A 25751-nucleotide genomic window follows, 5' to 3' on the forward strand; every position below is an offset into this window, starting at 1 on the left:
CACCGGTCCTTCCGGGGGACCGGTCGCGGGACACCGGCGACGCCGTGGGGGCGAGAGCCCACGGACGCTCCGGTCCCGGCGGCGACGGTGCCGGTCGTGGGGGCGAGAGCCCACGACCGGCACCGTCGGCCACCGTGGGAGACCGCGCCCGGACGGCACTCGTGCTCGCCGTCCGGGCGCGGCGCCACGTAGCCTGGGTGCCGTGTCCGACGTCCCCCTCGAGGTCCCCATCCGGGACGGCTCCATCCGGCTCGGCCAGCTGCTCAAGCTGAGCGGGCTCGTCGACGACGGCGCGAGCGCCCGCGAGCTGCTCGAGCGCGGGCTCGTCGAGGTCAACGGCGAGGTCGACACCCGCCGGGGGCGTCAGCTGCGCGTCGGCGACGTCGTGGCCGTCGACGGCGGCGGGAGCCTGCGCGTCACCGCCGGCTGAGCCGGCACCCGAGCCGCGCGGGCGGTCATCCCGGGCAGAGCCAGTCGACACCGGCCGCGATGTGCAGCGCCGTCGTGTCGACCAGCGGCAGCGGGGCGTCGCGCTCGTGGACCAGCAGGCCGATCTCGGTGCAGCCGAGCACCACGGCCTCGGCCCCGGCCGCGGCCAGCCGGCCGAGGACACCGACGTAGGCGGCGCGGGACTCCTCGCGCACGACGTCGTGGACGAGCTCGTCGTAGATGACCCGGTGGACGAGCTCGCGGTCCGGCTCGTCCGGCACGAGCACCTCCAGGCCGTGCGAGCGCAGCCGCTCGAGGTAGAAGTCCTGCTCCATGGTGAACCGGGTCGCGAGCAGCCCGACGCGTCGGTGCCCCGCCGCGAGGAGCGCCTCGGCGGTGGGGTCGGCGATGTGCAGCAGCGGCACCCCGGCCGCCTCCTGCACGGCGTCGGCGACGCGGTGCATCGTATTCGTCGCCAGGAGCAGCGCCTGCGCGCCGCCGGCCGCGAGCCCCGCCGCGGCCTGGCCGAGGAGGGTGGCGGTGGCCGCCCAGTCCTCCTCGTGCTGGGCCCGGGCGACCGGGGCGAAGTCGACGCTGTGCACGAGCAGCCGGGCCGAGTGCAGCCCGCCGAGCCGCGATGCGACGCCGACGTTGAGCCCACGGTAGTAGGCCGCCGTCGACGCCCAGCTCATCCCACCGAGGACCCCGAGCAGCCGCATGGCCGAACCCTAGAGGACCGACGCCGCCCGGCCCCCTGCACAGGGGACCGGGCGGCGTCCGGTGGCGCGGAGGGGGTCAGTGACCGTGGCCGTGGCCGTGGCCGCCGACCGGCTCCTCCTCGTCCTCCTTCTTCTCGACGACGAGGGTGTCGGTCGTCAGGACCATCGAGGCGATCGAGGCCGCGTTGCGCAGCGCCGAGCGGGTGACCTTGACCGGGTCGATGACCCCGGCCTTGACGAGGTCCTCGTACTCGCCGGTGGCGGCGTTGAGGCCCTGGCCGGCGTCGAGCTCGGAGACCTTCGCGACGGCCACGTAGCCCTGCAGGCCGGCGTTCTCGGCGATCCAGCGCAGCGGCTCGGCCGCGGCCTTCTGGACGATCCGGGCACCGACGGCCTCGTCGCCCTCGAGGCCGAGCCCGTCGAGCGCCGAGACGGCCTGGATGAGCGCGGAGCCACCGCCGGAGACGATGCCCTCCTCGATCGCGGCGCGGGTCGCGGAGATCGCGTCCTCGATCCGGTGCTTCTTCTCCTTCAGCTCGACCTCGGTGTGCGCGCCGACCTTGATGACGCACACGCCACCGGCGAGCTTGGCGAGGCGCTCCTGGAGCTTCTCGCGGTCCCAGTCGGAGTCGGTGCGCTCGATCTCCTGCTTGATCTGCGCGACCCGCCCCTCGACGTCACCGGCGTCGCCGGAGCCGTCGATGACCGTCGTCGTGTCCTTGGTCACGACGATGCGGCGGGCCTGGCCGAGGGTCTCGAGCCCGACCTGGTCCAGCTTGAGGCCGACCTCCTCGGCGACGACCTGGCCGCCGGTGAGCACGGCGATGTCCTGGAGCATCGCCTTGCGGCGGTCACCGAAGCCGGGCGCCTTGACGGCGACGACGTTGAACGTGCCGCGCATCTTGTTCACCACGAGGGTCGAGAGCGCCTCGCCGTCGACGTCCTCGGCGATGATGAGCAGCGGCTTGCCCGCCTGGATGACCTTCTCGAGGATCGGCAGGACGTCGGCGATCGCCGAGATCTTGCCCTGGTTGACCAGGACGTAGGCGTCCTCGACGACGGCCTCCATCCGCTCGGGGTCGGAGACGAAGTACGGGGAGATGTAGCCCTTGTCGAACTGCATGCCCTCGGTGAACTCGAGCTCGGTCGAGGCGGTCGAGGACTCCTCGACGGTGATCACGCCGTCCTTGCCGACCTTGTCGAAGGCGTCGGCGATGATCGCGCCGATCTCGGTGTCCTGCGCCGACAGCGAGGCGACCTGGGCGATCTCGTCCTTGGTCTCGATCTCGCGGGCGGTCTCGAGCAGGCGGGCGGAGACGGCCTCGACGGCCTGGTCCATGCCGCGCTTGAGGCCCGAGGGGGCGGCGCCGGCCGCGACGTTGCGCAGGCCCTCCTTGACCATCGCCTGGGCGAGGACCGTCGCGGTCGTCGTCCCGTCACCGGCGACGTCGTTGGTCTTGGTCGCGACCTCCTTGGCGAGCTGGGCGCCGAGGTTCTCATAGGCGTCCTCGAGCTCGACCTCGCGGGCGATGGTCACGCCGTCGTTGGTGATCGTCGGGGCGCCCCACTTCTTGTCGATGACGACGTTGCGGCCCTTGGGGCCGAGCGTCACCTTGACGGCGTTCGCGAGGGCGTCGACGCCCCGCTCGAGCGCCTTGCGAGCGGAGTCGTTGAACTCCAGTTCCTTGGCCATGGCTGTCCTTTGCTGGGGTGACGGGCGGCGCGGTGGCGCCCGGCCCGTCGCGTTGGTCGGGGTGATGCCGGTCGCGTCCCGGCGGCACGTGGCCGCCGGGACGCGACGGGCGGCGTCAGAGGCTGCTCAGCCGACGACGGCGAGCACGTCGCGCGCCGAGAGGATGAGGTACTCCTCGCCCTGGTGCTTGATCTCGGTGCCGCCGTACTTGCTGTAGATGACGCGGTCGCCGACCTGGACGTCGAGCGGGACGCGGTTGCCCTTGTCGTCGATGCGACCCGGGCCGACCGCGAGGACCTCGCCCTCCTGGGGCTTCTCCTTCGCAGTGTCCGGGATGACGAGACCGGAGGCCGTCGTCTGCTCCGCCTCGAGGCTCTGGATGACGATGCGGTCCTCGAGCGGCTTGATGGAAACCGACACGGTGTGCTCCTCCCCTGTGGGATGAGTCGAAGTGGACGGGGACTGCGCGTCCGGTCCGTGCTCGCCGTCGCGGGGGTCGACCGCGAACCGGGGTGCGCTGGCACTCGCCGGTGGTGAGTGCCAATGAGCCAAATCTAGGACGCGCGTTAGCACTCGGTCAACTCGAGTGCCAGCGGGCGCGTCCCGGGCCCGGGACCGACGGGTTCCGGTCGGGGTCCTCGGGCCCGGATGGCAGGATGGCCCGCCGTGGACGTCGGCACCGTGCGCTTCCTCGGGTCGCCCGACGGCAAGGCCGTCCTGCGCGAGCTGCCGCCCTACGACCCCGGGGCGGTCTTCGGCCTCCAGGAGCGGCTGCGCCGCCAGGGCCACCCCCCCGAGCGCGTCGCCGCCCTGCTGACCCAGCAGCGCCTGCGGGCCCGGGCCCGGGCGAAGTTCGGCGAGTTCGCCGGCGACCTGCTCTACACACCCGACGGTCTCGAGCAGGCCTCCCGGCTCGAGGTCGCGGCCGGGCACGCCGGCCGGTTCTCGAGCGCGAGCCTGGCCACGGTCCACGACCTCGGCTGCGGGATCGGCAGCGACGCCGTGGCGATGTCCGCGCTCGGCGTCACCGTCCACGGCGTGGACATCGACCCGGTCACGGCCGCCGTCGCCGACACCAACCTGCGCCCGTGGCCGGACTCGCGCGCCCACGAGGGGTACGCCGAGGAGTTCGAGGCCCCGCGGGACCCGCTGCGCGCGCGGGTCGGGGTCTGGCTCGACCCCGCCCGCCGCATCCCGGGGCGCACCGGGCGCCACGGGCGGATCAAGCGGGTCTTCCGGCTCGACGAGATCCGCCCGACGTGGGACTTCGTCCTCCAGGTGGCGACGGCCGTGCCGGCCACGGGCGCCAAGCTCTCCCCCTCGATGCCGCACGACGCCATCCCGCTCGGCACCGAGGCCCAGTGGACCTCCTTCGCCGGCGAGGTGCTCGAGTGCGCCGTGTGGTGGGGGCCGCTCGCCCACCAGGCCGGGCGCAGCGCGCGCATCCTGGCTCCCGGCCGCAGCCCGGTCGAGGTGGACGAGACGATGTCCGAGGGCGAGCCGCCGCTCGCCGAGGCACCGGCGTCGGTCGGTGCCTGGCTCTACGAGCCGGACCGGGCCGTGACCCGCGCCGGCCTCCTCGGCGCGGTCACCGCCGCCACCCTCGGGGTCGAGGTCGACCGCGGGCTCGGCTACGTGCTCTCCGAGGCCGAGGTCGACATCCCCTTCGCGCGGCGCTACGCCGTGCGCGAGGCGATGCCGTTCACCGTCAAGGTGCTGCGGTCGTGGCTCGCGCAGCACGGCGTCACCGGGCTGACGATCAAGAAGCGCGGGGTGCGCCTCGACGACGACGAGCTGCGCCGCCAGCTGCGCATCGGGCGCGGGGCCGGCGACGGCGAGCAGGCGACCGTCGTCCTCACCCGGGTCGCGGGCCGGCAGACCGCCATCGTCGTCGACCCCGTCGTGCCCGGCCCGGCCGCCACCGAGCAGCCCTGACCGCGGGCGGCACCGCTCACAGCACGGGCTCGGGCTGGGCACCGTCGGACCGCACCGCCTCCGCACCCGCCGCCAGCGCCGCGGCCAGGGCCGCCGGCCGCCGCGCCCCGGCCGCCAGGGCGGCCGCGAGCGCACCGCAGAAGGCGTCCCCCGCCCCCGTCGTGTCGAGGACCTCCTCCGGGGGCACGGGGTGCGCGGGCGCCGTCTCCCCGTCCCACGAGGCGCCGTGGGCGCCGAAGGTCACGAGCAGCGACGCCGGCTGCGAGCCGGCCTCGGCGAGGGCCTGCATCTCGTGCTCGTTGGCGACGACGGGGTCGCCGAGCTCGACGACGTCCGGGGGCAGGGCGACCCACGGCGCGACGTTGAGGACCACCCGCGCCCCCCGGGCCGCGGCCCGCCGGGCCGCGACGCACACGACCTCGCGCGGCACCTCGAGCTGGAGGAGGAGGACGTCCCCGGGCCCGAGCGCGCCGACGGCGTCGAGCTCGCGGGGGCCGAGCTCGGCGTTCGCCCCGGGCACGACGACGATGGCGTTCTCGCCGTCGTCGGCCACCTCGATGAGCGCATGGCCGGTCTCCACACCGGGTACGACCCGCACCGCGTCGACGTCGATGCCGAGCCGGGCCAGCCGCTCGCGGTAGGCCCGGCCCGCGTCGTCGTCGCCGACGCAGCCGGCCATCGCGACGTCGGCGCCGGCGCGGGCGGCCGCGACCGCCTGGTTGGCGCCCTTGCCCCCGGCGAGCCGCCGCAGGCCCTCGCCGAGGACGGTCTCGCCGGGGCGGGGATGGCGCTCCACCCGGGTGACGAGGTCGACGTTGAGCGACCCGAGGACGAGGACCCGCCCGCTCACGGCTGCTCCCCGGCGACGGTCCGCAGCCACAGCCCGGCGACGCGCGGGCCGTCGACCTCGAGCGCGACGTCGACCATCGCCGGCGCCGGCCCGTGCGGGTCGTGCGCCAGGCCGCCGCCCCAGTCGCGCGTGTCGACGATGGTCCGCCCGCGCGTCCACGTCCCCGTGAGCTCGACGCGCACCGGGCGGCGCTCGGTGCGCAGGGCCTCGGGGACGAGCAGCGACGCGACCGCCCCCGTGTCCCCGAGGGTCGCCCCGTCGGCGGTGAAGCGGCGCTGCTGGAAGGCGACGAGGTCGGCGGCGAGCCGGGCCGCCGGGGTGCCGGTGGCACGCAGCCGGTCGGCCTGGGCGCGGGTGACCCGGGGCCCGTCGAAGACGTCGAGGCCGTACATCGTCACCGGCACCCCGCAGGCTGCACACGCGTCGAGGACGATGGCCGCGGCCTCCGGGTCGTGGAAGACGTTGAACTCGGCCGCCGCCGTCGCGTTGGACACCTGTGCACCGCCCCCCATGAAGACGACCCGGGCGAGGCGGGCGAAGCTGCGCGGGTGCAGCCGGGCGAGCAGGGCGACGTTGGTCATCGGGGCCAGCGGCACGAGGGTCACCGGCCGGCCGGCGGCCGCACCCTCCTCGACGGCCGCGCGCAGCACCTCGACCGCGTGCCGCGGGTCGGGTGGGGTGGGCGGCGCCGGCAGGCCGAGGTCGGCCATCCCGTCCGTGCCGTGCACGTGCCGCGCGTCGCCGGGCGCCTCGAGGAGGGGCCGGGGGGCACCGGCCGCGACCGGCACCTCGGGCCGGCCGGCGAGGTGCAGGACGGTCAGCGTGTTGCGCAGGACGTCCGGGAGCGGCGCGTTGCCCGCGACGCACGTCACGGCGCGCAGGTCGAGCCCGGGGTGGAGGGCGGCGAGCAGCAGCGCACACGCGTCGTCGACCCCGGTGTCGACGTCGAGGACCACCGGCAGCCCGCAGGCGTCGTGGCCGGTCACGAGGGCCTCACCGCGGGCCGCAGGCCGAGCTGGTCGGCCCACCGGGCCAGGACCATCGCCTCCAGCGACTCGGGCCACCCGGACGCGCAGCGGGCGGCGAGCCGCCGTCCACGGGCGAGGTACTCCCCGGCCAGCGCCTCCAGGGCGGTCAGCAGCCCGGCCTGGTCCACCCCCACCGGTGGCAGCGCCGCGAGCGCCTCCCGCTGCTCCGCCGTGAGCCGGGCGGCGAGCCGCTTGCCGCTCCCGCCGTCGCGGCCACCCTCGGCGAGCATGAGCGAGACGAGCAGCTCGTCGCGCATGACGCTGGCCCCGTGGGCCAGCGCCTCCACCTCGCCCCGGTGCACGGCCGCGACCGCGGCGTACATGAGGTAGAGGAAGAGCCGGACCTCCTGCGCCGGCAGCCGCGGCGGTCCCGGCGCCTCGAGCCTCCCCGGGGTGTCGGCCAGGAGGCCGCGGCGGTCCAGGAGCGTGCGGACCGGCTCACCGGGCGCCGGTCGCTCCTCGCCCGGGTGGAGCACGACGTCGACGTGGAGACCGTCCTGCGTGAGCAGGACGTAGCCGCCGCGGACGCCCGGGATGGGGTCGGCGAGGACGAGGGGCAGCACGCCGCCAGCCCAGGCCAGCGGGTCGAACCGCGAGGCGTCGGTGACCGCGAGATGGAGGTCGACGTCGCTCCAGGCGTCCCCGTGGCCGCGGGCGAGCGACCCGCCGAGCCACGCGGCGAGCACCCGCTCCTCGTCCCGGCAGGCGGACGCGAGCCGGCGCACCGCCGGGCGCAGGGCGGGTGGGAGGTCCTCCAGGGGCGCGGGCACACCCCGATGCTGCCAGCCCGGGCGACCCCGCGCGGTCGGGGCACCCGGCCGCGTCGCGTACGGTCGACGGGTGCCCCGTCGACCCCGCCGCCGTCCGGCCGCGCTCGTCCTCGCCGGTGCGCTCGCGGGCGCCCTGGCCGCCTGCTCGCAGGCCGGCCCGGCCCAGGGCCCCACGAGCAGCGACGCCGCCCCGAGCAGCACCGCGGCGACGACCACCGGCTCCTCGCCCTCGACCTCCCCGCCGACGGAGTCCTCCTCCCCCTCGTCCTCGCCCACCACCGGGGCGAGCTGCGTGGAACGCACGGGCGAGGCGATGTCCGCCGACCAGCGGCTCGGCCAGCTGGTCATGGTCGGCCTGGACACCGGCGCGGCACCGGGCTCCCTCGACAGCGCCGTCACCCGCGAGCACGTCGGGAACGTCATCTACCTCGGGGGCTGGGAGGGCGCGCAGCGGGTCACCAGCACCTCCGAGCACCTCCAGGGCCTGGTGTCCGACGACGCGACCGGTGGGGTCGGCCTCCTCGTCGCCGCCGACCAGGAGGGCGGCGAGGTCCGCCAGCTGCGGGGCGCGGGCTTCACCGCCCCGCCGTCGGCGACCGAGCAGGCGCAGATGTCCCACTCCGCCCTGACCCGGGCGGCTGCCGGCTGGGCCCGCGAGCTGCGGGCCGCCGGCGTCAACGTCAACCTCGCCCCGGTCGCCGACACCGTCCCGGCGAGCCTCGGCACCGCCAACGGCCCGATCGGCCAGTACCACCGCGAGTACGGCTCGGACCCCGAGACCGTCTCCGCGGCGGTGCAGGCCGTCGTCACCGGGATGCTCGACGGCGGTGTCGAGCCCACCGTGAAGCACTTCCCCGGCCTGGGCCGCATCCGCAGCAACACCGACGTGAGCGCGACGGGCATCACCGACGACACGACGACGGCGCACGACCCCTACCTGCAGCCGTTCGCGGACGGGATCCGCGCCGGCGCCCGGATCGTCATGGTGGGCTCGGCGCTCTACTCGCGGATCGACCCAGGCGTCCCGGCGATGTTCTCCTCCCGGGTCGTCACCGACATCCTGCGCGGCGACCTCGGCTTCGACGGAGTGGTCATCACCGACGACGTCGCGGCGGCCGCCGTGGCGGCCACCCCGGTCCAGCAGCGTGCGGTGAAGGTCGTGGCCGCCGGGGGCGACATCGTGCTCACCGGCGACCCCTCGGCCGTGCCGGAGCTGCTCGCGGCACTCGAGGCGAGGTCGCGCACCGACGCGGACTTCGCCGCCCGGGTCGACGACGCCGTCGAGCGCGTCCTCACCCTCAAGGACCGGATGGGCCTGCTGCCCTGCTCCACGAGCGGCGACGGCTGAGCGGCCCGGCGCCCCGGGACGTAGGCTCGGTGGGGTGACGGACACCCCGACCACACCGGGAACCCCGGTCATCGTCCTCGTCTCCGGCGACCACGCCGAGCGGCTGCGCACGGAGTTCTGGCGCTACTCGCGCGAGTACGAGCTGCGCACCGCCACCTCGTGCGCCCAGGCGTGCGACGTCACCGCCGCCGCCCTCGCCGACGGCCGCCGGGTCGCGATGTTCGTCTCGGACTCACGGCTGCCGGACGAGGAGAACGTCCTGGCGGCCTTCGGGCAGTGGCGCGCGCTCGTGCCCACCGCCCGCCGGCTCGTCGTCGCCCCGTACGAGCGCTTCCTCCTCGACGCGCCGCGCCTGCGGGCCGGCATGGCCAAGGGCAAGTACGACGCCTACCTGCTCATGCCCCGCGGGGCGCGCGACGAGGAGTTCCACCACGCCGTGACCGAGCTGCTCAGCGACTGGGGCTGGACCTCGACCGACCCCGACGTCGTCGTCGCGAAGATCGTCGCGCACGACGGCGACCCCCTCGCCCGCCAGGTGCGCGACTTCTTCGACCGGATGGGGATGCCCTGCCGCGTCGACCCCCCGGACAGCGAGGTCGGGCGGCACGTCGCGGAGCACTTCGACGACGCCGACGGGTACCCGCGGGTGTGGGCGCTCGGCCGCCAGCCGGTCGTCGTCACCTCGGTCCGCGACGTCGCCCGCTCCTTCACCGACACCCCGGCCGAGCGCGACCTCGAGGCGGCCACCGACGACGGCACCGGGGTGGTCGACGTCGCCGTCGTCGGCGGGGGTCCGGCCGGGCTGGCCACCGCCGTCTACGCCTCCTCCGAGGGGCTCTCGACCGTCGTCCTCGACGCCGGAGCCATCGGCGGGCAGGCGGGCACGAGCTCGATGATCCGCAACTACCTCGGATTCCCCCGCGGGGTCTCCGGGATGCGGCTGGCCCAGCGGGCCCGCAACCAGGCGCTGCGGTTCGGGACCCGCTTCCGCACCGGCTGGGAGGTCGAGGAGCTCCTCGCCGGCCCGGGCGGCGGGCCCCACCTCCTGCGCGGGAGCGACTTCGAGCTCGCGGCCCGCTCGGTCGTCGTCGCGTCGGGGGTGCGCTACCGCAGCCTGGGCGTCCCCTCGGTGGAGGCCTTCCTCGACCGGGGTGTCTCCTACGGCGCGGCGATGTCGCGCAGCCGCGAGACGGAGGACCAGGACGTCGTCGTCGTCGGCGGTGGCAACTCCGCCGGGCAGGCCGCGGTGCACCTCGCCCGGTTCGCCCGCTCGGTGACCGTCGTCGTGCGCCGGCCCTCGCTCGCCGAGACGATGTCGGCCTACCTCGTCGACGAGATCGCGTTCAACCCCCGGATCGAGGTCGAGCCGTGCACCCGCGTCGTCGCCGCCGAGGGCGACGACCGCCTCGAGCGGCTCACCCTCGAGAGCACCGAGACCGGGCAGCGGCACACCCGCGCGGTCTCCGAGCTCTTCCTCCTGCTCGGCGCCGAGCCCCACTGCGGGTGGCTGCCGGCGCAGGTCGCGCGCGACGACCGGGGCTTCGTCCTCACCGGTCGCGAGGTGCCCAAGGACCGGTGGCTCGACGGGTTGCCGCCGGCGAACCTCGCGACGAGCGCCCCGGGGGTCTTCGCCGCCGGCGACGTGCGCGCCGGCTCGATGAAGCGGGTCGCGGCGGCCACCGGCGAGGGGGCCTCGGTCGTTCCCCTCGTCCACGCCTGGCTCGCGCCCGGCGGACGCGCCTGAGCGGTCCGGGCGCGCGCGTCAGGCGGAGACCTCGGTGACCGGCATCGAGGAGTCGGCCCGCAGGTCGAGCGCCGAGGCCTCCCGGCCGCGCAGCACCATCTGGGCTCCGAGCGCGGCCACCATCGCGCCGTTGTCGGTGCACAGCCCGGGCCGCGGCACCCGCAGCTCGACACCGGCGGCGTCGCACCGCTCCTGGGCCATGGCCCGCAGCCGGGAGTTCGCGGCGACGCCACCACCGACCTGGAGGTGGCCCACGCCGTGGCGCCGGCAGGCGTCGAGTGCCTTGCGGGTCAGCACGTCGGTCACCGCCTCCTGGAAGCTCGCGGCGACGTCCGCCACGGGCACCGGCTCGCCGCTGGCCTCCCGGGCGGCCACCCAGCGCGAGACGGCGGTCTTCAGCCCGCTGAAGGAGAAGTCGAAGCGGTGCCGCTCGAGGTCGCGTCCACCGGTCAGGCCGCGCGGGAAGTCGATGACGACCTGACCCTCGCGGGCCGCCCGGTCGATGTGCGGTCCGCCGGGGAAGGGCAGCCCGAGGACCCGGGCCACCTTGTCGAAGGCCTCCCCCGCGGCGTCGTCGATCGTGGACCCGAGGCTGCGCACGTCGGCGGTGACGTCGGGGACGAGCAGCAGCGAGGAGTGACCCCCGGAGACGAGCAGCGCGAGCGTCGGCTCCGGCAGCGGTCCGTGCTCGACGACGTCGACGGCCACGTGGCTCGCGAGGTGGTTGACGCCGTAGAGCGGCACGCCGAGGGCGAGCGCGAGCGCCTTGGCCGAGGCCACCCCGACCATGAGCGCGCCCGCGAGCCCCGGCCCGGAGGTGACCGCGACGGCGTCGACGTCACCCAGCCGGACGCCGGCCTCGCGGCAGGCCCGCTCGAGCGTCGGGACCATGGCCTCGAGGTGGGCCCGGCTCGCGACCTCCGGCACGACCCCGCCGAAGCGCGCGTGCTCCTCGACGCTGCTCGCCACCGCGTCGACGAGCAGCGTGTGCCCGCGCACCAGCCCCACCCCGGTCTCGTCGCACGAGGTCTCGATCCCGAGCACCAGCGGCTCGTCCTCAGGCATCGTCGGCTCCCTTCGGCGCGAGGTGCTTGCGCATGACGACGGCGTCGACCGCCCCCGGGTGGTAGTAGCCGCGTCGGCGGGTGAGCACCTCGAAGCCACCGCGTGCGTAGAGGGCGAGCGCGGCCGCGTTGTCGGCGCGGACCTCGAGCATGAGGTGCCCGGCTCCGCGGGCCGCCGCCGCCGCCTCGAGCGACTCGAGCAGCAGCCGGCCCAGCCCGTCGCCACGCCGCTGCGGTACGACGGCGAGGGTCATGACGTCGGCCACCTCACCGCCGTGGTCGAGGCCGGCGTAGCCGGCCAGCGCACCGCCGGCCTCGAGGACGAGGTACTCCCGCCGGGGCCGGCCGGCGAGCTCGGCCCACCAGGACGCCTCGGTCCACGCGTCGTCGGGGAAGATCCGCGTCTCGAGCGCGGCGAGCGCACGCAGGTCGCTCCAGTGGGCCGCACGCACCGTCACCGCGGGGGCGCTCGTCATCGGCTGGCCCGCTCTGCGGTGGTCAGGGCGTCCGGCCGGCGCAGGTAGCGGGGCTCGACCGGCGTCGGGACCCCGGCCGCGACCCGTCGCTGCGCGACCCGGGCGAGGACCGCGGGGTCGACGTCGAGGACATCCAGCCCGCCCGGGAGGGCGTCCGGGTAGAGCAGGGCACCCCGCCCGGCGACGGGGAGGCGGCGCAGGGCCGCGGGGATGTGCTCGGCGGCCTCGACCGCGGGCGCGCTCAGGGGGCGGGCGCCGTCGGGGCCGCGGCCGTACCGGGCCCAGTAGACCTCGCGGCGGCGGGCGTCGGTCGCGACGAGCAGCTCCTGTGCGTCGGTGGCGGCGAACCCCTGCTCGGCGAGCACGTCGAGCGAGCACACCCCGTGCACCGGGACCCCGAGCGCGTAGCCAGTCGTCACGGCCGTGACCAGGCCGACCCGCAGGCCGGTGAACGGCCCGGGGCCGGTGCCCACGGCGACGTCGGTGAGGTCCGCGGGTACCGCGCCCGCCGCGCGCAGGGCTCGCTGCACGAGCGGGGCGAGCAGCTCGGTGTGGCCCCGCGGGTCGACCTCGACGGCGCGCACGGGCTCGCTGCCGGGGCGGTGGACCGCGACGGCGACCGCCGACGTCGCGGTGTCGATGGCCAGGGTCAGCACGGCTCGCCTCCGAGCGCGGCGAGCGGGTCCGCCCGGTCCGCGAGGTCGCCCCCGCCGCTCCAGCGCGGGCCCACCCCGGTGACCGTCGCCGTGCGCACCTCCGTGCGCGGGTCGACGTCGAGGACCACCTCGAGACGGTCCGGGGCGAGCCCCTCGGCGAGCCCGTGCCCCCACTCGACGACGGTGACGCTGTCCTCGACCTCGGCGTCGAGGTCGAGGTCGTCGAGCTCGAGGGCGCCACCGAGTCGGTAGGCGTCGACGTGCACGAGCGGCGGGCCGCCGACGGTGGAGGGGTGCACCCGGGCGATGACGAAGGTCGGGGAGGTCACCGCCCCCCGCACCCCGAGCGCCTCGCCGAGGCCCTGGGTCAGGGTCGTCTTCCCGGCACCGAGGGTGCCGGTGAGCACGACGAGGTCGCCGGGGCGCAGCAGCCGGCCGAGGGCCGCGCCGAGGGCGCGGGTGTCCTCGGGGCGCGGCAGGAGCAGCCGGCGGGCGGTCACGACGCGGCCTCGCGCCGGGCCCGGGCGGCCCGTCGGCGCTTGGAGATGTCCTGGACGGTGCGGCGCACCCGCGGCTTGCTGCTCACCGCGACGCCGTCGGCCACGGCCCGCCGGGCCCGCTGGATGAGCGCGAGCAGCTGCTCGGTGACCAGGTCGGGGTGCTCGAGCATCAGCAGGTGACCGGCGTCCTCGATGACGACGTGCTCGGCCCCCGGGACGTGGCGGACGATCTCCTCCGAGTGCGACGCCGGGGTCACCAGGTCACCGGCCCCGTTGATGACGAGGGTCTCGACGCCGGTCAGGGACTCGAGGGCGGGGATGAGGTCGAGCCCGTCGATGTCCGGGAGGAAGGCGGCCATGACCTCGAAGGAGGTCTCGAAGATCATCTCCGCGACGAGGTCGACCAGGGCCGGGCTCACCGGGGAGTCGAAGGCCCACCGCGCCACGGCGAGGTCCTGGACCCCCTTGCCCATCCGACGCAGCGCCCCGATCGGCCCCGCGTGCCGCGAGAGCCTCGTGAGCAGCCCGGGCCCCACCGCCCCGACGACCCGCCCGACGAGCGGACCGAGGCCGAGCTCGATGACCTCGTGGCCACCCGGCGAGGTGGAGACCAGCCCCACGGCGAGCACCCGGTCCTGGACGATCTCGCGGTGCTGACCGGCGAAGGACATCACGCTCATCCCCCCCATCGAGTGCCCGATGAGCACGACGGGGCCGCTGGGGGCGGTGGCCTCGATGACCGTGGCGAGGTCACGACCGAGCTGCTCGACCGTGCACGAGCCGAGGTCCGGGGTGCCCGAGCGGCCGTGGCCGCGCTGGTCGTAGGTGACCACCCGCAGCCCCTGGTCGATGAGGGCGCGCCGCTGGAGGACCCAGCACTGCATCGAGAGGGCGAACCCGTGGACGAGCACGACCGTCGGGGCGCGCCCGGCGAGGTGCCGGCGGCCGCGGCTGGCCGACTGCGGGGCGTCGATCTCCACGTGCAGCTCGACGCCGTCGTCGGCGGTCAGGCGCAGCGCCTCGGACGGGACGTGCGTCCAGCCGCCCGCCGGGTCGGCCGGGGCACCCTCGCTGCGGCGCAGCCGGGAGCCGACCGCCTCCCACGCGGCCGTCGCCGGGTTGGGGACCATCAGCGCTCGTCCCCGACGACGACCCGGGGCGCCCGGGGGGCCATCCGGGTGACGATCTCGTAGTTGATCGTGCCGGCGGCCTCGGCCCAGTCCTGCGCGGTCGGCTCGCCGTCGGCTCCCCGCCCGAGGAGGGTCACCTCGTCGCCGGGCGCGCCGTCGAAGTCCGGGCCGAGGTCGAGGACCACCTGGTCCATGCAGACCCGCCCGGCGACCATGTACCGCCGCCCGCCCACCTGGACCGGCCCGGCGTTGCCGGCGTGCCGGGGGATGCCGTCGGCGTAGCCCATGGGCACGAGGCCGAGCACGGTGTCGCGGGGCGTCGTGTACTCGTGGCCGTAGCTGACGCCCTGCCCGGCCCGGGCCCGCTTGACCTGGGTGAGCCGGGCGGTGACCCGCATCGCCTCGCGCAGCCCGAAGTCGGCGGGCGTGCCGAGGTCGGGCACCGGGGAGAGGCCGTAGACGGCCAGGCCGGGGCGCACGAGGTCGAGGTGGGCCGCGGGGGTGGTCAGGGTGGCCGCCGAGTTGGCGAGGTGGCGCAGGCCCGGGTCGAGGCCCACCCGGCGCAGCGCGTCCACCGCCGCGGCGAAGCGCTCCTGCTGCGCCCGCACGGTCGGGTGCTCGGGGGCGTCGGCCCAGGCCAGGTGGGACCACGTCCCGGTGAGCTCGACGCTGCCCTCGGCGACCGCCCGGGCGAGCTCGAGGGTGAACTCCTCCCAGTCGGTGAGGACCCCGCCGCGTCCGAGGCCGGTGTCGACCTTGGCCTGGACGCGGGCGGCCTGCCCGCGCTCGCGGGCGGCGGCGACGGCCGAGCGCAGGCTCCAGGCGCTGCCGACGGTGACCTCGATGCCCGCGTCGAGCGCCGCGCCGAGGTCGGCCTGGGGTGGGAAGATCCACGTCAGCAGCGGCGCCTCGACCCCGGCGGCCCGCAGCGCGAGCGCCTCCTGCAGCTGGGCCACCCCGAGCCAGGCGGCGCCGCCGGCCAGGGCCGCCCGGGCGGCGGTGACGATGCCGTGGCCGTAGGCGTCGCCCTTGACGACCGCCATGACCTGTGCGGGAGCGGCCCGGCGCACGAGCTCGGCGACGTTGTCGCGGATCGCGGCGGCGTCGACGGTCACCCACGCGGAGGCGCCCGCGGTCGCGGGTGCGGAGGGCGCGAGAGGGTCGGTCATGGGCCGCACCAGTGTAGGGCCGTGACCAGGGCGCGGGTCGCGCCGCCCGGTGCCGGCGGCCGTGGCACGGGGCCGGTCAGGAGCGCCGCAGCAGCGTGGCGACCGTGCCCGGGAGCGCCCGGGCCACGGCGAGCGCGCGCACCGGCCCCCCGGGGTTGGCGTGCTCGGCGGCCACGCCGTGGACGAGCGCGCCGAGCGCTCCCGCCTCGTGCGGCGCCAGACCGGCGGCGAGCAGGGTGCCGAGCAGCCCGGCGAGGACGTCACCGGCTCCCGCCGTCGCCAGCCAGGACGGGGCGTCGGACTGCGACCAGACCGCGGCCCCCTCCCCCGGTGGCACGACGAGGGTCGTCGACCCCTTGAGCAGCACGCTCGCCCCGGTGGCCCGCGCCAGCCGTCGGGCGTGCTCGAGCGGGGCCCCCTCGACCGCGTCCCGGGCGACCTGCTCGCCCTCGAGGCGCCCCAGCAGCCGGGCGCACTCCCCCGCATGCGGCGTGAGCAGGGTCGGGCGCCCACGCCGGCTCTCGAGCACCGACGCGTCGAGCAGGTCCAGCCCCCCCGCGTCGACGACGACCGGCTCCTCCCCTGCGAGCGCCGCCCGCGCGGCCGACATCTGCTCCGCGGCCCCCTCCCCCTGCGCACCGGTGTCCAGGCCGGGGCCCACGACCCAGGCCTGCACCCGGCCGACGCCGTGGGTCGCCTCGGGCACCGCGGCGGCCACGAGCCGGTCCGGGCTCGGCGTGCCGACGTAGCGCACCATCCCCGCCCCTGCCTCCGCGGCCGCGGTGACGCACAGGACGGCCGCGCCGGTGTAGCCCTCACCACCGGCGACGACGCCGACGACACCACGCGAGTACTTGTCGTCGCTCGGCACCGGGACCGGCCAGCGACCGGCGACGTCGTCGTGGTCGAGCCGTCGCACGACGGGCTCGTCCTCGACGACGACCCCGATGTCGACGACGGTCAGGGCGCCGCAGGCCTGCTCGGTGGCCGGCAGGAGGTGCACGGGCTTGGCGACCGAGAAGGTGACCGTCTCGTCGGCGAGCACCCCGGCCGGGTCGAGCACGGCACCGGCCGGGTCCTGCCCGGAGGGCAGGTCGACCGCGATGACGTAGGCCCCCTCGGGCACCGCCGCGACCCAGCGCCGCGCCGGGTCGCCCAACCCGGGCCGGGCACCGATCCCGAGCACCCCGTCGAGGACGACGTCGGCCTCGGCGAGCGCCGTCTCGTCCTCGGTGAGCACGACGCCGGCCTGCTCCGCCGCGGCGCGGGCCCCGGCGTGGACCCGGTCGCCGTGCACCGCGACGGCGTTCCACCCGGCCTCGGCCAGCCGGGCCACGGCGTAGAGCGCGTCGGCACCGTTGTTGCCGGGTCCGACGAGCGCGGCCACCGACGAGCCGCCACGCTCGGTGAGCCTGGCCTCGGCGACGGCGGCGAGCCCGTCGACCGCCCTCGCCATGAGCTCGCCGTCCGCGAGCGTGGCCATGGCCACCTCCTCGGCGGCGTAGACGGAGCGGGTCGAGAACGCCTCGATCACGGGCGGACCTCCTCGGTCTCGGCGACGACGACGGCCGAGGCGACCCCCGCGTCGTGCGACAGCGACACGTGGACGCTGTCGATGTGCAGGGCCGCCATCCGGTCCGCGACGCCGCCGCGCACGGAGAACGCGGGTCGCCGGTCGGGGCCGCGCACCACCTCGGCGTCGTGCCAGGAGAGCCCGACCGGGGCACCGAGCGCCTTGGCCAGGGCCTCCTTCGCGGCGAACCGCGCCGCGCGGGAGTTCAGCGGCAGGTCGCGTTCGGCGGGGGTGAACAGGCGCTCCCCGAGCGCCGGGGTGCGCTCGAGCGCGGCGCCGAAGCGCGCCACGTCGACGACGTCGATGCCGACGCCGACGATCACCGCGACACCGGCATCACTCGACGGTGACGCTCTTGGCGAGGTTGCGCGGCTGGTCGACGTCCAGCCCCTTGGCGCTCGCCAGGTGCAGGGCGAAGACCTGCAGCGGCACGACGGCGAGCAGCGGCGCGAGCATCGGCGGGCACGGCGGGATGCGCACGACCTCGCTGGCGAACGGCTCGACGTCCTCGTCGTCGTCGTGGGCGATGACGAGCGTGCGCGCGCCCCGGGCGCGGATCTCCTGGATGTTCGAGACCACCTTGCGGTGCAGGTCGTGCGGGGTGTCGGGCCCGGGGACGACGACGAAGACCGGCTGGCCCGGCTCGATGAGCGCGATCGGCCCGTGCTTGAGCTCGCCGGCGGCGAACCCCTCGGCGTGGATGTAGGCGAGCTCCTTGAGCTTCAGCGCCCCCTCCATCGCGACGGGGAAGCCCATGTGCCGCCCGAGGAAGAGCACCGAGCGGGTGTCGGCCATGAACTCGGCCATCTCGCGCACCCGGTCCATCCGCCCGAGCAGCCGGCCGATCCGCTCCGGCATCGCGTGCAGCTCGCGCAGGACGGCCTTGGCGTCGTCGGCGTAGGTCTCGCCCCGCAGCTGGGCGAGGTAGAGGCCGAGCAGGTAGCAGGCGGTGATCTGGGCGAGGAAGGCCTTGGTCGAGGCGACGGCGACCTCGGGGCCGGCGTGCGTGTAGAGCACCGCGTCCGAGGCCCGGGGGATGGTCGAGCCGTGGGTGTTGCAGATCGAGAGCGTCATCGCGCCGAGCTCGGCGGCGTGCCGCACCGCCATGAGGGTGTCCATCGTCTCGCCGGACTGGCTGATCGACACCACGAGGGTGCTCTCGTCGACGATGGGGTCGCAGTAGCGGAACTCGTGGGCGAGGGCGACCTCGACGGGGATGCGCGTCCAGCGCTCGATGGCGTACTTGGCCACCATGCCCGCATAGGCGGCGGTGCCGCAGGCGACGATGGTCACCCGCTCCACCCGCCGCAGCCGCTCCTCGGGGATGCGCAGGTCGTCGAGGATGAGCGCGCCGGACTCGTCGGTACGCCCGAGCAGCGTGTCGGCGACGGCGTGCGGCTGCTCGTGGATCTCCTTCTCCATGAAGGTCGGGTAACCGCCCTTCTCGGCGGCGGCGGCGTCCCAGGTCACCTCGTAGGCGGTGCCCTCGGCGGGCGTGCCGTCGAAGCCGACGACGGTGTGCCCCTGCGGGGTGATCGTCACGATCTGGTCCTGGCCCAGCTCGACGGCGTGCCGGGTGTGCCCGATGAACGCGGCGACGTCGCTGCCGAGGAAGCTCTCCCCGTCGCCGAGCCCGACGACGAGCGGGCTGTTGCGGCGGGCCCCGACGACGACCCCGGGGCTCTCGGCGTGGACCGCGAGGAGGGTGAAGGCCCCCTCGAGCCGGCCGACGACCCGGCGCATCGCCTCGGTGAGGTCGCCGAGGCGGTCGTACTCCCGGCCGACGAGCTTGGCGACGACCTCGGTGTCGGTCTCGGAGGTGAACCTCACGCCGTCGGCGAGCAGCTCCTTCTTCAGGGCGTGGAAGTTCTCGATGATGCCGTTGTGGATGAGCGCGAGCCGGTCGCCCTCCCCGCCCGTGTGCGGGTGGGCGTTGTCGTCGGTGGGGCCGCCGTGGGTGGCCCACCGGGTGTGCCCGATGGCGGTCCGGGCCGGGGCCAGGGGCTCGGCCTCCAGGGCCGCACGGAGGTTCTCGAGCTTGCCGGCGCGCTTGCGGGTCGCGATGCCGTCGGCGGTGACGAGGGCGACCCCGGCGGAGTCGTAGCCGCGGTACTCCAGCCGGGCCAGGCCCTCCATGACGACCTCGAGCGCCGTGCCGTCCGTGGCCGGGCCGACGTAGCCGACGATCCCACACATGGCGGCCAGCGTAGCCGCTGGGGCCCGTCACCCCGGGATGCGCCATGATGGCCGGGTGACCGCAGCGGAGCAGGCGCTCGCCCGTCTCGGGCTCGCCGCGGAGGCCGGCGTCCCGACACCGTACGTCGACCTCGACCGGCGGGCCTGGTCGCGGCTGCGTGAGGAGCACCCGATGAGCCTCACGCAGGACGACCTGGCCCGGCTGCGCGGCGTCGGGGACCGGCTGGACCTGCGGGAGGTCGAGGACGTCTACCTCCCCCTCTCCCGGCTCCTGCACTTCTACGTCGAGGCGGTCCACGGGCTGCGCCTCGCCACCTCGGAGTTCCTCGGCGAGCGCCCGAGCCGGGTCCCGTTCGTCGTCGGGGTCGCGGGGTCGGTGGCCGTCGGGAAGTCCACGACCGCCCGCATCCTGCGCGAGCTGATGTCGCGGTGGCCGCACACCCCGCGGGTCGAGCTCGTGACGACCGACGGCTTCCTCTACCCCAACGCCGAGCTCCAGCGGCGGGGGCTGCTGCAGCGCAAGGGCTTCCCGGAGTCCTACGACCGGCGGGCCCTGCTGCGCTTCGTCGCGGACGTCAAGTCCGGGATGCCGGTGGTCGAGGCACCCCAGTACTCCCATCTCACCTACGACGTCCTGCCCGAGCCACTGCTCGTGCGCAAGCCGGACGTCCTCATCGTCGAGGGCCTCAACGTCCTCCAGCCGCCGGCCCTGCGACCGGACGGGGAGAGCACGAGCGCGGTCTCGGACTACTTCGACTTCTCGGTCTACGTCGACGCCCCCGTCGAGGACGTGCGCCGCTGGTACGTCGACCGCTTCCTCCGGCTGCGCGAGACCGCGTTCGCCGACCCGCAGTCCTACTTCCACCGGTACGCGGGGCTCACCGACGACGAGGCGCGCGCGACGGCCGCGGACATCTGGGCGCGGACCAACGAGCCCAACCTCGTCGAGAACGTCCTGCCCACCCGCGAGCGGGCCACCCTCGTGCTCTCCAAGGAGGCCGACCACGCGGTGACCCGGATCAGGCTGCGGAAGATCTGAGCGCGCCCGGGCGCCGCGGCACCGGCCGGCTCAGTACCAGTGCGGGTAGCGGGCCTGCCACTGGGCCAGCGCGTTGCACGGGGTGCCGTACGAGCTGCGGATGTAGCCGAGCCCCCAGCTGATCTGGGTGACCGGGTTGGTGCGCCAGTCGCTGGCCACGGAGGCCATCTTCGAGCCGGGCAGGGACTGCGGGATGCCGTAGGCGCCGGAGGAGGAGTTCTCGGCCCACCAGCTCCAGCCGCTCTCGCCGATCCACAGCTGGTCCAGGCAGGTCCACTGCGACTCGTCGAACCCGTACTCCGGCATGAGCAGCCGGGCGACCGACTTGGGGTCCTCCTGGGCGTTCTCCAGGACGCGCTTGCGCTCGGCGGCCCGGGCGGCACGCTCCTGGGCGGCCTGGCGCTTGCGGGCCAGGGCCGCGGCCTCGGCACGCTCGGCGGCGGCGACCTTCGCGGCGGCGACCGAGCGCTGGGTGTTGGTCGCCGAGCGGTCCGCGGCGACCCGGGTCGCGTCCTCCATCGCGACCTCGCTCTCCTGCGTCGAGGCCGAGGTCGTCGTGTCGTCGACGGCGAGGGTCAGCGAGTCGGCGGTCGCGGTGTCCTCGAACGCACCGGTCAGGGCGAGCCCGCTCGTGGCCACCGCGGCGACGAGGCTCGTCGAGACCAGGGGCCGGCCCACGACCGAGACGGCGGTCCGCCCGAGCGGACGCCGGGGGGCGGCGTGGCGCGGGGCGTGACGCGGGGTGTAGCGGGCCATGCGGGAGCGGCGGACCTTCCGGGGCGGGGCGGGGCGTGGTGGGACCACACGGGGCGTTACGGAATCGAGACCTCACTGTAGGGAATACCCCACCACGGGGGGAAACCCGACCCTGAGCGTCCGCTCAGCCGGGCTCCCCGCCCGGCGGTCCCGGCGGGCCCCGAGCGCGGCGGCGGGGCTACGGCTCGAGACCCTCGAGCAGGTCGGTGACCAGCGCGGCGATCGGGCTGCGCTCGGAGCGGGTCAAGGTCACGTGGGCGAACAGCGGGTGGCCCTTGAGCGCCTCGACGACCGCGACGACGCCGTCGTGCCGACCGACGCGCAGGTTGTCGCGCTGGGCGACGTCGTGGGTCAGGACGACCTTGGAGTTCTGCCCCACCCGGGAGAGGACGGTGAGCAGCACGTTGCGCTCGAGGCTCTGGGCCTCGTCGACGATGACGAACGCGTCGTGCAGGCTGCGCCCACGGATGTGGGTCAGCGGCAGCACCTCGAGCATCCCCCGGTCGAGCACCTCGTCGACGACCTCGCGGGAGACGAGCGCCGAGAGGGTGTCGAAGACCGCCTGGCCCCACGGGTTCATCTTCTCGGCCTCCGAGCCGGGCAGGTAGCCGAGGTCCTGACCGCCGACGGCGTACAGCGGCCGGAAGACGACGACCCGGCGCTGCTGGCGGCGCTCCATGACCGCCTCGAGCCCCGCGCACAGCGCGAGGGCGGACTTGCCGGTGCCTGCGCGCCCGCCGAGGCTGACGATGCCGATGTCGGGGTCGAGGAGCAGGTCCAGGGCGATCCGCTGCTCGGCGCTGCGGCCGTGCAGGCCGAACGCGTCGCGGTCGCCGCGCACGAGCCGGACCTGCTTGTCCGGCCCCACGCGCCCGAGGCCCGAGCCGCGCGGGGACATCAGCTTCAGCCCCGTGTGGCACGGCAGCTCACCGGCCGCGACGCTCTCCAGCCGGCCGTACTCGTAGAGGTGGTCCATCTCCTCGGTCGTCACGTCCAGCTCGGCCATCCCGGTCCAGCCGGACTCGACCGCGAGCTCCGCGCGGTACTCCTCGGCGTCGAGCCCACAGGCCGAGGCCTTGACCCGCATCGGCAGGTCCTTGCTGACGACCGTCACGAGAGAGCCCTCGTTGGCGATGTTGCGGGCGACGGCCAGGATGCGGGTGTCGTTGTCGCCGAGGCGGAAGCCGGCCGGCAGCGAGGTGGGGTCGGTGTGGTTGAGCTCGACCCGCAGCGTGCCCCCCTCGTCGCCGACGGGGACCGGGGAGTCCAGCCGCCCCGCCTGGATGCGCAGGTCGTCGAGCATCCGCAGCGCCGTGCGGGCGAAGTAGCCCAGCTCGGGGTGGTGGCGCTTGGCCTCGAGCTCGGTGACGACGACGACCGGGAGGACGACCTCGTGCTCGGCGAACCGGAGGATGGCCCGGGGGTCGGACAGGAGGACCGAGGTGTCGAGCACGAACGTCCGCCTCGGCTCCTTCCCCCGTCGGGTGCCTGCTGCCGTCCGCGTGCTCGAGGCCATGTGCCGCTCCTGTGGTCGAGGGAGGTGCGTGACTCGCACGCTACGACGCGGTGTCGCGGCCGGTGCCGAGCGCGACTCGGCGTGTCGGCCTACCTGAAACGGGTGTGACGTGTGGTGCTGATGTGGCGAAACGTCACGTGCCCGTCATCCTCCGGCCCCCGGGTGTCCACCGGCGCCCGGCCGCCCAGCGGACCCGGGCGGGGGCCGGCGGGCGGGCGCTCAGGCGCCGAATCGGCGGTGGCGCTCGCCGTAGGCCCGCAGCGCGCGCAGGAAGTCGACCTTGCGGAAGTCCGGCCAGAACGCCTCGCAGAAGTAGAACTCGCTGTGCGCGCTCTGCCACAGGAGGAACCCCGAGAGCCGCTGCTCCCCGGAGGTGCGGATCACGAGGTCGGGGTCGGGCTGGCCCTTGGTGTAGAGGTGCTCGGCGATGTGCTCGACGTCGATGACCTCGGCGAGCTCCTCGAGGCTGGTGCCGCGGCTCGCCTGCTCGTGCAGGAGGCTGCGCACCGCGTCGGCGATCTCGCGCCGGCCGCCGTAGCCCACGGCGACGTTGACGAGCATCCCGTCGACGGCCCGGGTGCGCTCGGCGGCCGCCTTGAGCCGCTCCGCGGTCGCGGCCGGCAGCAGGTCGAGGGCGCCGACGGGGTTGACCCGCCAGCGCATCGTCGCCGCGATGGACTCCACCGACCCCTCGATGATCCGCAGCAGCGGGCGCAGCTCGCGCTCGGGACGGTTGAGGTTGTCGGTCGAGAGCAGCCACAGGGTGACCACCTCGACCCCGACCTCCTCGCACCAGGCGAGCAGGTTGGCGATGTTGTCGGCGCCGGCCCGGTGCCCCTCCTCGGTGCCCGCACCGCGCAGCTTGGCCCAGCGGCGGTTGCCGTCGACGAGCACGCCGACGTGCCGGGGCATCGGGGCCGACCCGAGCTGGCGGGTCAGCCGTCGGGCGTAGGCGGCATAGACCACGTCGCCGAGCCGCCGCATGCCTCACGTCCTCCTGCTGTTCCGGAGGGCCGGCGGTGCGTCCGCGGGCCTGCGCTCACGCTACTCCGCCTCGGCGCCGGGCCCCGTGGAGAGCCTGTGGCGAACCTGTGCATCTCCGCCGCAGGTTCCTAACCTACGCTCGCGTAGGTTAGCCTCGGAGCATGGACGCCAACCCCGCTCGCCCCACCCCCGAGCAGGGGCGCCTCGAGGCCCTCGAGACCCGGGTCGAGGCAGCCCTGCAGCAGGTCAAGCCGAAGCTGCGCGGCTGGCTGCACGCGGCGATGACGCCCGTCGCGCTCGTCGCCGGCGTCGTCCTCGTCGTCCTCGCGACGACGACCCAGGGGAAGGTCTCGGCCGCCGTCTTCGCCGGCACCGCCGTGCTGCTCTTCGGCACCTCGGCGGTCTACCACCGGGGCACCTGGTCGCCGCGCGTCGGCGGCGTGCTGCGCCGGCTGGACCACTCGAACATCTTCCTCATCATCGCGGGCAGCTACACCCCGTTCGCGCTCTTCCTGCCCAGTGGCCAGGCGCGCACGCTGCTCGCGGTCGTGTGGGGCGGCGCCCTGGTCGGGGTCCTGTTCCGGGTCCTGTGGACCGGTGCCCCCCGCTGGCTCTACGTCCCGGTCTACCTGCTGCTCGGCTGGGTGGCCGTGTTCTACTTCGCGCCGCTCGTCGAGCACGTCGGCGCGGGCGTCATGACCTGGGTGGTCGTCGGGGGCGTGCTCTACAGCCTCGGCGCGATCGTCTACGGCACCAAGCGCCCGGACATCTCGCCGCGCTGGTTCGGCTTCCACGAGGTCTTCCACGCCCTGACGATCCTCGCCTTCACGGCGCACTTCGTCGCCGCGTCGCTCGCCCTGACCGGCCACACCGCCTGAGGGTCGCTGCCGCCGGCGGGGCCCGCCGGGTCGGTCAGCCCCCGGCGCCCGGCCCGCGGCCGGTCCCATCCTCCGCGGGTGGCTCGGCCGTCGGCTGCCCGCCCTCGGGGTCGGGCCCGGCCGCCGGCTCCTGCGCCGGAGGCTCCGCGACGTCCTCCGGCCCGGCCTGGGCCTCGTTGCGGCCGCGGCCCGCGCGCTGCTGGCGGTAGGACATCCGGCGCATCCGGTCGTTCATGTTGCGCATGAGGAACCACAGCGCCAGGGCGAGGAAGGCGAAGGCGAGGAAGGCGAGGAATCCGGTCGTCGCGTCGGGGGGTGAGTCGTTCACGCCGCACGCTCCACCCGGGTGTCGTGGGCGAGGCGCAGGCCGCCGCTCGTGGCGAGCGCGTCCGCCTCGGCCGCGTCGTCCGGCAGCCCCGCGAAGAGGTCGTCCTCGCCCTCGGCGACCGGCACGTAGGAGGCCGCGATCTCGTACTCCTCGACCGGCCAGACCCGCTGCTGCACCTCGCGCGGGACCTTGAACCACGTCCCGTCGGGGTCGACCTGCGTCGCGTGCGCCAGGAGCGCGGCGTCGCGGCGGTCGAACCAGTCCGCGCACTCGACGCGCGTCGTGACCACGCGGTCCTGGCGGTCCCAGCGCTCGAGCCACTCCGCGTACGGGCTCTCCTGCCCGAGCTCGAGGAGGGCGTGGTGGAAGGCCTCGACCCGCCGCCGGTTGAACGTCTGATTGTAGTAGAGCTTCAGCGGCTGCCACGCGGGCCCGGCCCCCGGGAAGCGCTCGGGGTCGCCGGCGGCCGCGAACGCCGCGACCGACACGTCGTGGCACATGACGTGGTCGGGGTGCGGGTAGCCGCCGTTCTCGTCGTAGGTGGTCATGACGTGCGGACGGAACCGGCGCACCTCGCGCACGAGCGCCTCGGTGGTGACCTCGAGCGGCTCGAGGGCGAAGCAGCCCTCCGGCAGCGGCGGCAGCGGGTCGCCCTCGGGCAGGCCGGAGTCGACGAAGCCGAGCCAGGTGTGCTGGATGCCGAGGATCCGCTGGGCCCGGGCCATCTCCTCGCGCCGCACCTGCGCCAGGTCGCGCAGGATGTGGATGTCGTCCTCGAGGCGCGGGTTGAGGATGCTGCCGCGCTCCCCGCCGGTGCACGAGACGACGAGCACCTCGTGGCCGGCGTCGACGTACTTCGCCATCGTCGCCGCGCCCTTGCTCGACTCGTCGTCCGGGTGCGCGTGCACGCACATGAGCCGGAGGCGTTCGGACATGGGGGACCCTTCGGGTGGAGGTGTCGGGCGGTGCC

At 75.4% G+C, this 25751-nt stretch carries 26 protein-coding genes; 6 read left to right on the forward strand and 20 right to left on the reverse strand.

Annotated elements, in window-relative coordinates:
• Positions 1 to 202: 202 nt before the first annotated feature.
• Entirely contained in the window at positions 203 to 430 is a 228-nt protein-coding gene (locus G8D98_RS13835) for an RNA-binding S4 domain-containing protein (RefSeq protein WP_166104564.1), read from the forward strand.
• A gap of 25 nt (positions 431 to 455) precedes the next feature.
• Here G8D98_RS13835 and G8D98_RS13840 read toward each other — a convergent pair whose 3' ends face one another.
• The 3 genes from G8D98_RS13840 to groES form a co-directional block, all read right to left on the reverse strand.
• On the reverse strand, positions 456 to 1148 hold the full coding sequence (locus G8D98_RS13840) for an aspartate/glutamate racemase family protein (RefSeq protein WP_166104567.1): 693 nt from the start codon (positions 1146 to 1148) through the stop codon (positions 456 to 458).
• A 76-nt stretch (positions 1149 to 1224) separates the two neighbouring features.
• Positions 1225 to 2841: a chaperonin GroEL gene (gene groL / locus G8D98_RS13845; RefSeq protein ID WP_166104569.1), complete on the reverse strand. Its 1617-nt coding sequence runs from the start codon at positions 2839 to 2841 to the stop codon at positions 1225 to 1227.
• A 126-nt stretch (positions 2842 to 2967) separates the two neighbouring features.
• Entirely contained in the window at positions 2968 to 3261 is a 294-nt protein-coding gene (gene groES, locus G8D98_RS13850) for a co-chaperone GroES (RefSeq protein ID WP_166104572.1), read from the reverse strand.
• 246 nt (positions 3262 to 3507) lie between these two features.
• Between groES and G8D98_RS13855 the strand changes: the two genes are divergently transcribed.
• Complete coding sequence (locus G8D98_RS13855) at positions 3508 to 4776, forward strand: class I SAM-dependent methyltransferase (RefSeq protein WP_166104575.1); 1269 nt, start codon at positions 3508 to 3510, stop codon at positions 4774 to 4776.
• 16 nt (positions 4777 to 4792) lie between these two features.
• On the opposite strand, the gene G8D98_RS13860 is transcribed toward G8D98_RS13855, so the two are convergent.
• Genes G8D98_RS13860 through G8D98_RS13870 form a run of 3 tightly spaced genes read right to left on the reverse strand, consistent with a single transcriptional unit; the run spans position 4793 to position 7424 of the window.
• Positions 4793 to 5626, reverse strand: coding sequence for a PfkB family carbohydrate kinase (locus G8D98_RS13860; protein ID WP_166104577.1), 834 nt, complete (start codon positions 5624 to 5626; stop codon positions 4793 to 4795).
• Entirely contained in the window at positions 5623 to 6612 is a 990-nt protein-coding gene (locus tag G8D98_RS13865) for a nucleoside hydrolase (RefSeq protein ID WP_229661850.1), read from the reverse strand. Before G8D98_RS13865 ends, G8D98_RS13860 begins: the two co-directional genes overlap by 4 nt.
• On the reverse strand, positions 6609 to 7424 hold the full coding sequence (locus tag G8D98_RS13870; RefSeq protein ID WP_166104580.1) for a nucleotidyltransferase domain-containing protein: 816 nt from the start codon (positions 7422 to 7424) through the stop codon (positions 6609 to 6611). The genes G8D98_RS13865 and G8D98_RS13870 overlap by 4 nt, the downstream gene beginning before the upstream one ends.
• Positions 7425 to 7494: 70 nt before the next feature.
• Between G8D98_RS13870 and G8D98_RS13875 the strand changes: the two genes are divergently transcribed.
• Together G8D98_RS13875 and G8D98_RS13880 are read left to right on the forward strand one after the other, a co-directional pair.
• Positions 7495 to 8772 carry a glycoside hydrolase family 3 N-terminal domain-containing protein gene (locus G8D98_RS13875; protein ID WP_262500246.1) on the forward strand — a complete coding sequence of 426 codons (1278 nt, stop codon included), beginning with the start codon at positions 7495 to 7497 and terminating at the stop codon, positions 8770 to 8772.
• A 34-nt stretch (positions 8773 to 8806) separates the two neighbouring features.
• Positions 8807 to 10516: an NAD(P)/FAD-dependent oxidoreductase gene (locus tag G8D98_RS13880; RefSeq protein WP_166104583.1), complete on the forward strand. Its 1710-nt coding sequence runs from the start codon at positions 8807 to 8809 to the stop codon at positions 10514 to 10516.
• An 18-nt stretch (positions 10517 to 10534) separates the two neighbouring features.
• Here the strand turns inward: G8D98_RS13880 and tsaD are convergent, their stop codons facing one another.
• The 9 genes from tsaD to glmS all read right to left on the reverse strand — a co-directional run bounded on the left by tsaD (position 10535) and on the right by glmS (position 19280).
• A complete protein-coding gene (tsaD, locus tag G8D98_RS13885) occupies positions 10535 to 11581 on the reverse strand; it encodes a tRNA (adenosine(37)-N6)-threonylcarbamoyltransferase complex transferase subunit TsaD (RefSeq protein WP_166104586.1) in 1047 nt (348 codons plus the stop codon).
• Positions 11574 to 12056 (reverse strand): ribosomal protein S18-alanine N-acetyltransferase, encoded by a 483-nt coding sequence (rimI, locus tag G8D98_RS13890; protein ID WP_166104589.1) that lies wholly within the window; start codon positions 12054 to 12056, stop codon positions 11574 to 11576. The genes tsaD and rimI overlap by 8 nt, the downstream gene beginning before the upstream one ends.
• Positions 12053 to 12712 (reverse strand): tRNA (adenosine(37)-N6)-threonylcarbamoyltransferase complex dimerization subunit type 1 TsaB, encoded by a 660-nt coding sequence (tsaB, locus tag G8D98_RS13895; RefSeq protein WP_166104591.1) that lies wholly within the window; start codon positions 12710 to 12712, stop codon positions 12053 to 12055. The genes rimI and tsaB overlap by 4 nt, the downstream gene beginning before the upstream one ends.
• Positions 12706 to 13212, reverse strand: coding sequence for a tRNA (adenosine(37)-N6)-threonylcarbamoyltransferase complex ATPase subunit type 1 TsaE (gene tsaE, locus G8D98_RS13900; RefSeq protein ID WP_166104609.1), 507 nt, complete (start codon positions 13210 to 13212; stop codon positions 12706 to 12708). The genes tsaB and tsaE overlap by 7 nt, the downstream gene beginning before the upstream one ends.
• Positions 13209 to 14342, reverse strand: a complete 1134-nt coding sequence (locus tag G8D98_RS13905; protein ID WP_166104612.1) for an alpha/beta fold hydrolase — start codon at positions 14340 to 14342, stop codon at positions 13209 to 13211. Before G8D98_RS13905 ends, tsaE begins: the two co-directional genes overlap by 4 nt.
• A complete protein-coding gene (gene alr, locus G8D98_RS13910; protein ID WP_166104614.1) occupies positions 14342 to 15511 on the reverse strand; it encodes an alanine racemase in 1170 nt (389 codons plus the stop codon). The genes G8D98_RS13905 and alr overlap by 1 nt, the downstream gene beginning before the upstream one ends.
• A 76-nt stretch (positions 15512 to 15587) precedes the next feature.
• The gene (locus G8D98_RS13915) at positions 15588 to 17045 is read right to left on the reverse strand and encodes a bifunctional ADP-dependent NAD(P)H-hydrate dehydratase/NAD(P)H-hydrate epimerase (protein ID WP_166104617.1); all 1458 of its coding nucleotides are present in this window, start codon (positions 17043 to 17045) and stop codon (positions 15588 to 15590) included.
• On the reverse strand, positions 17042 to 17407 hold the full coding sequence (locus tag G8D98_RS13920) for a holo-ACP synthase (RefSeq protein ID WP_166104620.1): 366 nt from the start codon (positions 17405 to 17407) through the stop codon (positions 17042 to 17044). Before G8D98_RS13920 ends, G8D98_RS13915 begins: the two co-directional genes overlap by 4 nt.
• A gap of 13 nt (positions 17408 to 17420) precedes the next feature.
• Entirely contained in the window at positions 17421 to 19280 is a 1860-nt protein-coding gene (gene glmS, locus G8D98_RS13925; RefSeq protein WP_166104623.1) for a glutamine--fructose-6-phosphate transaminase (isomerizing), read from the reverse strand.
• Between the two features lie 37 nt (positions 19281 to 19317).
• Between glmS and coaA the strand changes: the two genes are divergently transcribed.
• On the forward strand, positions 19318 to 20319 hold the full coding sequence (gene coaA / locus G8D98_RS13930) for a type I pantothenate kinase (protein ID WP_166104719.1): 1002 nt from the start codon (positions 19318 to 19320) through the stop codon (positions 20317 to 20319).
• 30 nt (positions 20320 to 20349) lie between these two features.
• Here the strand turns inward: coaA and G8D98_RS13935 are convergent, their stop codons facing one another.
• From G8D98_RS13935 to G8D98_RS13945, 3 genes are all read right to left on the reverse strand, one after another.
• Entirely contained in the window at positions 20350 to 21075 is a 726-nt protein-coding gene (locus G8D98_RS13935; protein ID WP_166104626.1) for an aggregation-promoting factor C-terminal-like domain-containing protein, read from the reverse strand.
• Positions 21076 to 21253: 178 nt separating this feature from the next.
• Positions 21254 to 22591, reverse strand: a complete 1338-nt coding sequence (locus G8D98_RS13940; protein ID WP_166104628.1) for a PhoH family protein — start codon at positions 22589 to 22591, stop codon at positions 21254 to 21256.
• A 219-nt stretch (positions 22592 to 22810) separates the two neighbouring features.
• Positions 22811 to 23575: an isoprenyl transferase gene (locus tag G8D98_RS13945; protein ID WP_166104631.1), complete on the reverse strand. Its 765-nt coding sequence runs from the start codon at positions 23573 to 23575 to the stop codon at positions 22811 to 22813.
• Positions 23576 to 23736: 161 nt separating this feature from the next.
• Here G8D98_RS13945 and trhA point away from each other — a divergent pair, with 161 nt between their 5' ends.
• Positions 23737 to 24453, forward strand: a complete 717-nt coding sequence (trhA, locus tag G8D98_RS13950; protein ID WP_166104634.1) for a PAQR family membrane homeostasis protein TrhA — start codon at positions 23737 to 23739, stop codon at positions 24451 to 24453.
• A gap of 34 nt (positions 24454 to 24487) precedes the next feature.
• Here trhA and G8D98_RS13955 read toward each other — a convergent pair whose 3' ends face one another.
• Both G8D98_RS13955 and mca read right to left on the reverse strand, forming a co-directional pair.
• A complete protein-coding gene (locus G8D98_RS13955; protein ID WP_166104637.1) occupies positions 24488 to 24781 on the reverse strand; it encodes a hypothetical protein in 294 nt (97 codons plus the stop codon).
• Entirely contained in the window at positions 24778 to 25716 is a 939-nt protein-coding gene (gene mca, locus G8D98_RS13960; protein WP_166104640.1) for a mycothiol conjugate amidase Mca, read from the reverse strand. Before mca ends, G8D98_RS13955 begins: the two co-directional genes overlap by 4 nt.
• Positions 25717 to 25751 lie beyond the last annotated feature (35 nt).

Source organism: Phycicoccus endophyticus, assembly GCF_011326735.1.
In the GTDB taxonomy this organism is placed as follows: Bacteria; Actinomycetota; Actinomycetes; order Actinomycetales; family Dermatophilaceae; genus Phycicoccus; species Phycicoccus endophyticus.

What these genes read in the sequence shown, in the direction of transcription:
- rimI (WP_166104589.1), bottom strand. Translation starts at nt 12,056, where the DNA reads ATGACGAGCGCCCCCGCGGTGACGGTGCGTGCGGCCCACTGGAGCGAC.
- coaA (WP_166104719.1), top strand. Translation starts at nt 19,318, where the DNA reads ATGCGCCATGATGGCCGGGTGACCGCAGCGGAGCAGGCGCTCGCCCGT.
- G8D98_RS13945 (WP_166104631.1), bottom strand. Translation starts at nt 23,575, where the DNA reads ATGCGGCGGCTCGGCGACGTGGTCTATGCCGCCTACGCCCGACGGCTG.
- G8D98_RS13940 (WP_166104628.1), bottom strand. Translation starts at nt 22,591, where the DNA reads ATGGCCTCGAGCACGCGGACGGCAGCAGGCACCCGACGGGGGAAGGAG.
- G8D98_RS13840 (WP_166104567.1), bottom strand. Translation starts at nt 1,148, where the DNA reads ATGCGGCTGCTCGGGGTCCTCGGTGGGATGAGCTGGGCGTCGACGGCG.
- G8D98_RS13905 (WP_166104612.1), bottom strand. Translation starts at nt 14,342, where the DNA reads ATGGTCCCCAACCCGGCGACGGCCGCGTGGGAGGCGGTCGGCTCCCGG.
- G8D98_RS13935 (WP_166104626.1), bottom strand. Translation starts at nt 21,075, where the DNA reads ATGGCCCGCTACACCCCGCGTCACGCCCCGCGCCACGCCGCCCCCCGG.
- trhA (WP_166104634.1), top strand. Translation starts at nt 23,737, where the DNA reads ATGGACGCCAACCCCGCTCGCCCCACCCCCGAGCAGGGGCGCCTCGAG.
- tsaD (WP_166104586.1), bottom strand. Translation starts at nt 11,581, where the DNA reads ATGCCTGAGGACGAGCCGCTGGTGCTCGGGATCGAGACCTCGTGCGAC.
- groL (WP_166104569.1), bottom strand. Translation starts at nt 2,841, where the DNA reads ATGGCCAAGGAACTGGAGTTCAACGACTCCGCTCGCAAGGCGCTCGAG.
- alr (WP_166104614.1), bottom strand. Translation starts at nt 15,511, where the DNA reads ATGACCGACCCTCTCGCGCCCTCCGCACCCGCGACCGCGGGCGCCTCC.
- glmS (WP_166104623.1), bottom strand. Translation starts at nt 19,280, where the DNA reads ATGTGTGGGATCGTCGGCTACGTCGGCCCGGCCACGGACGGCACGGCG.
- mca (WP_166104640.1), bottom strand. Translation starts at nt 25,716, where the DNA reads ATGTCCGAACGCCTCCGGCTCATGTGCGTGCACGCGCACCCGGACGAC.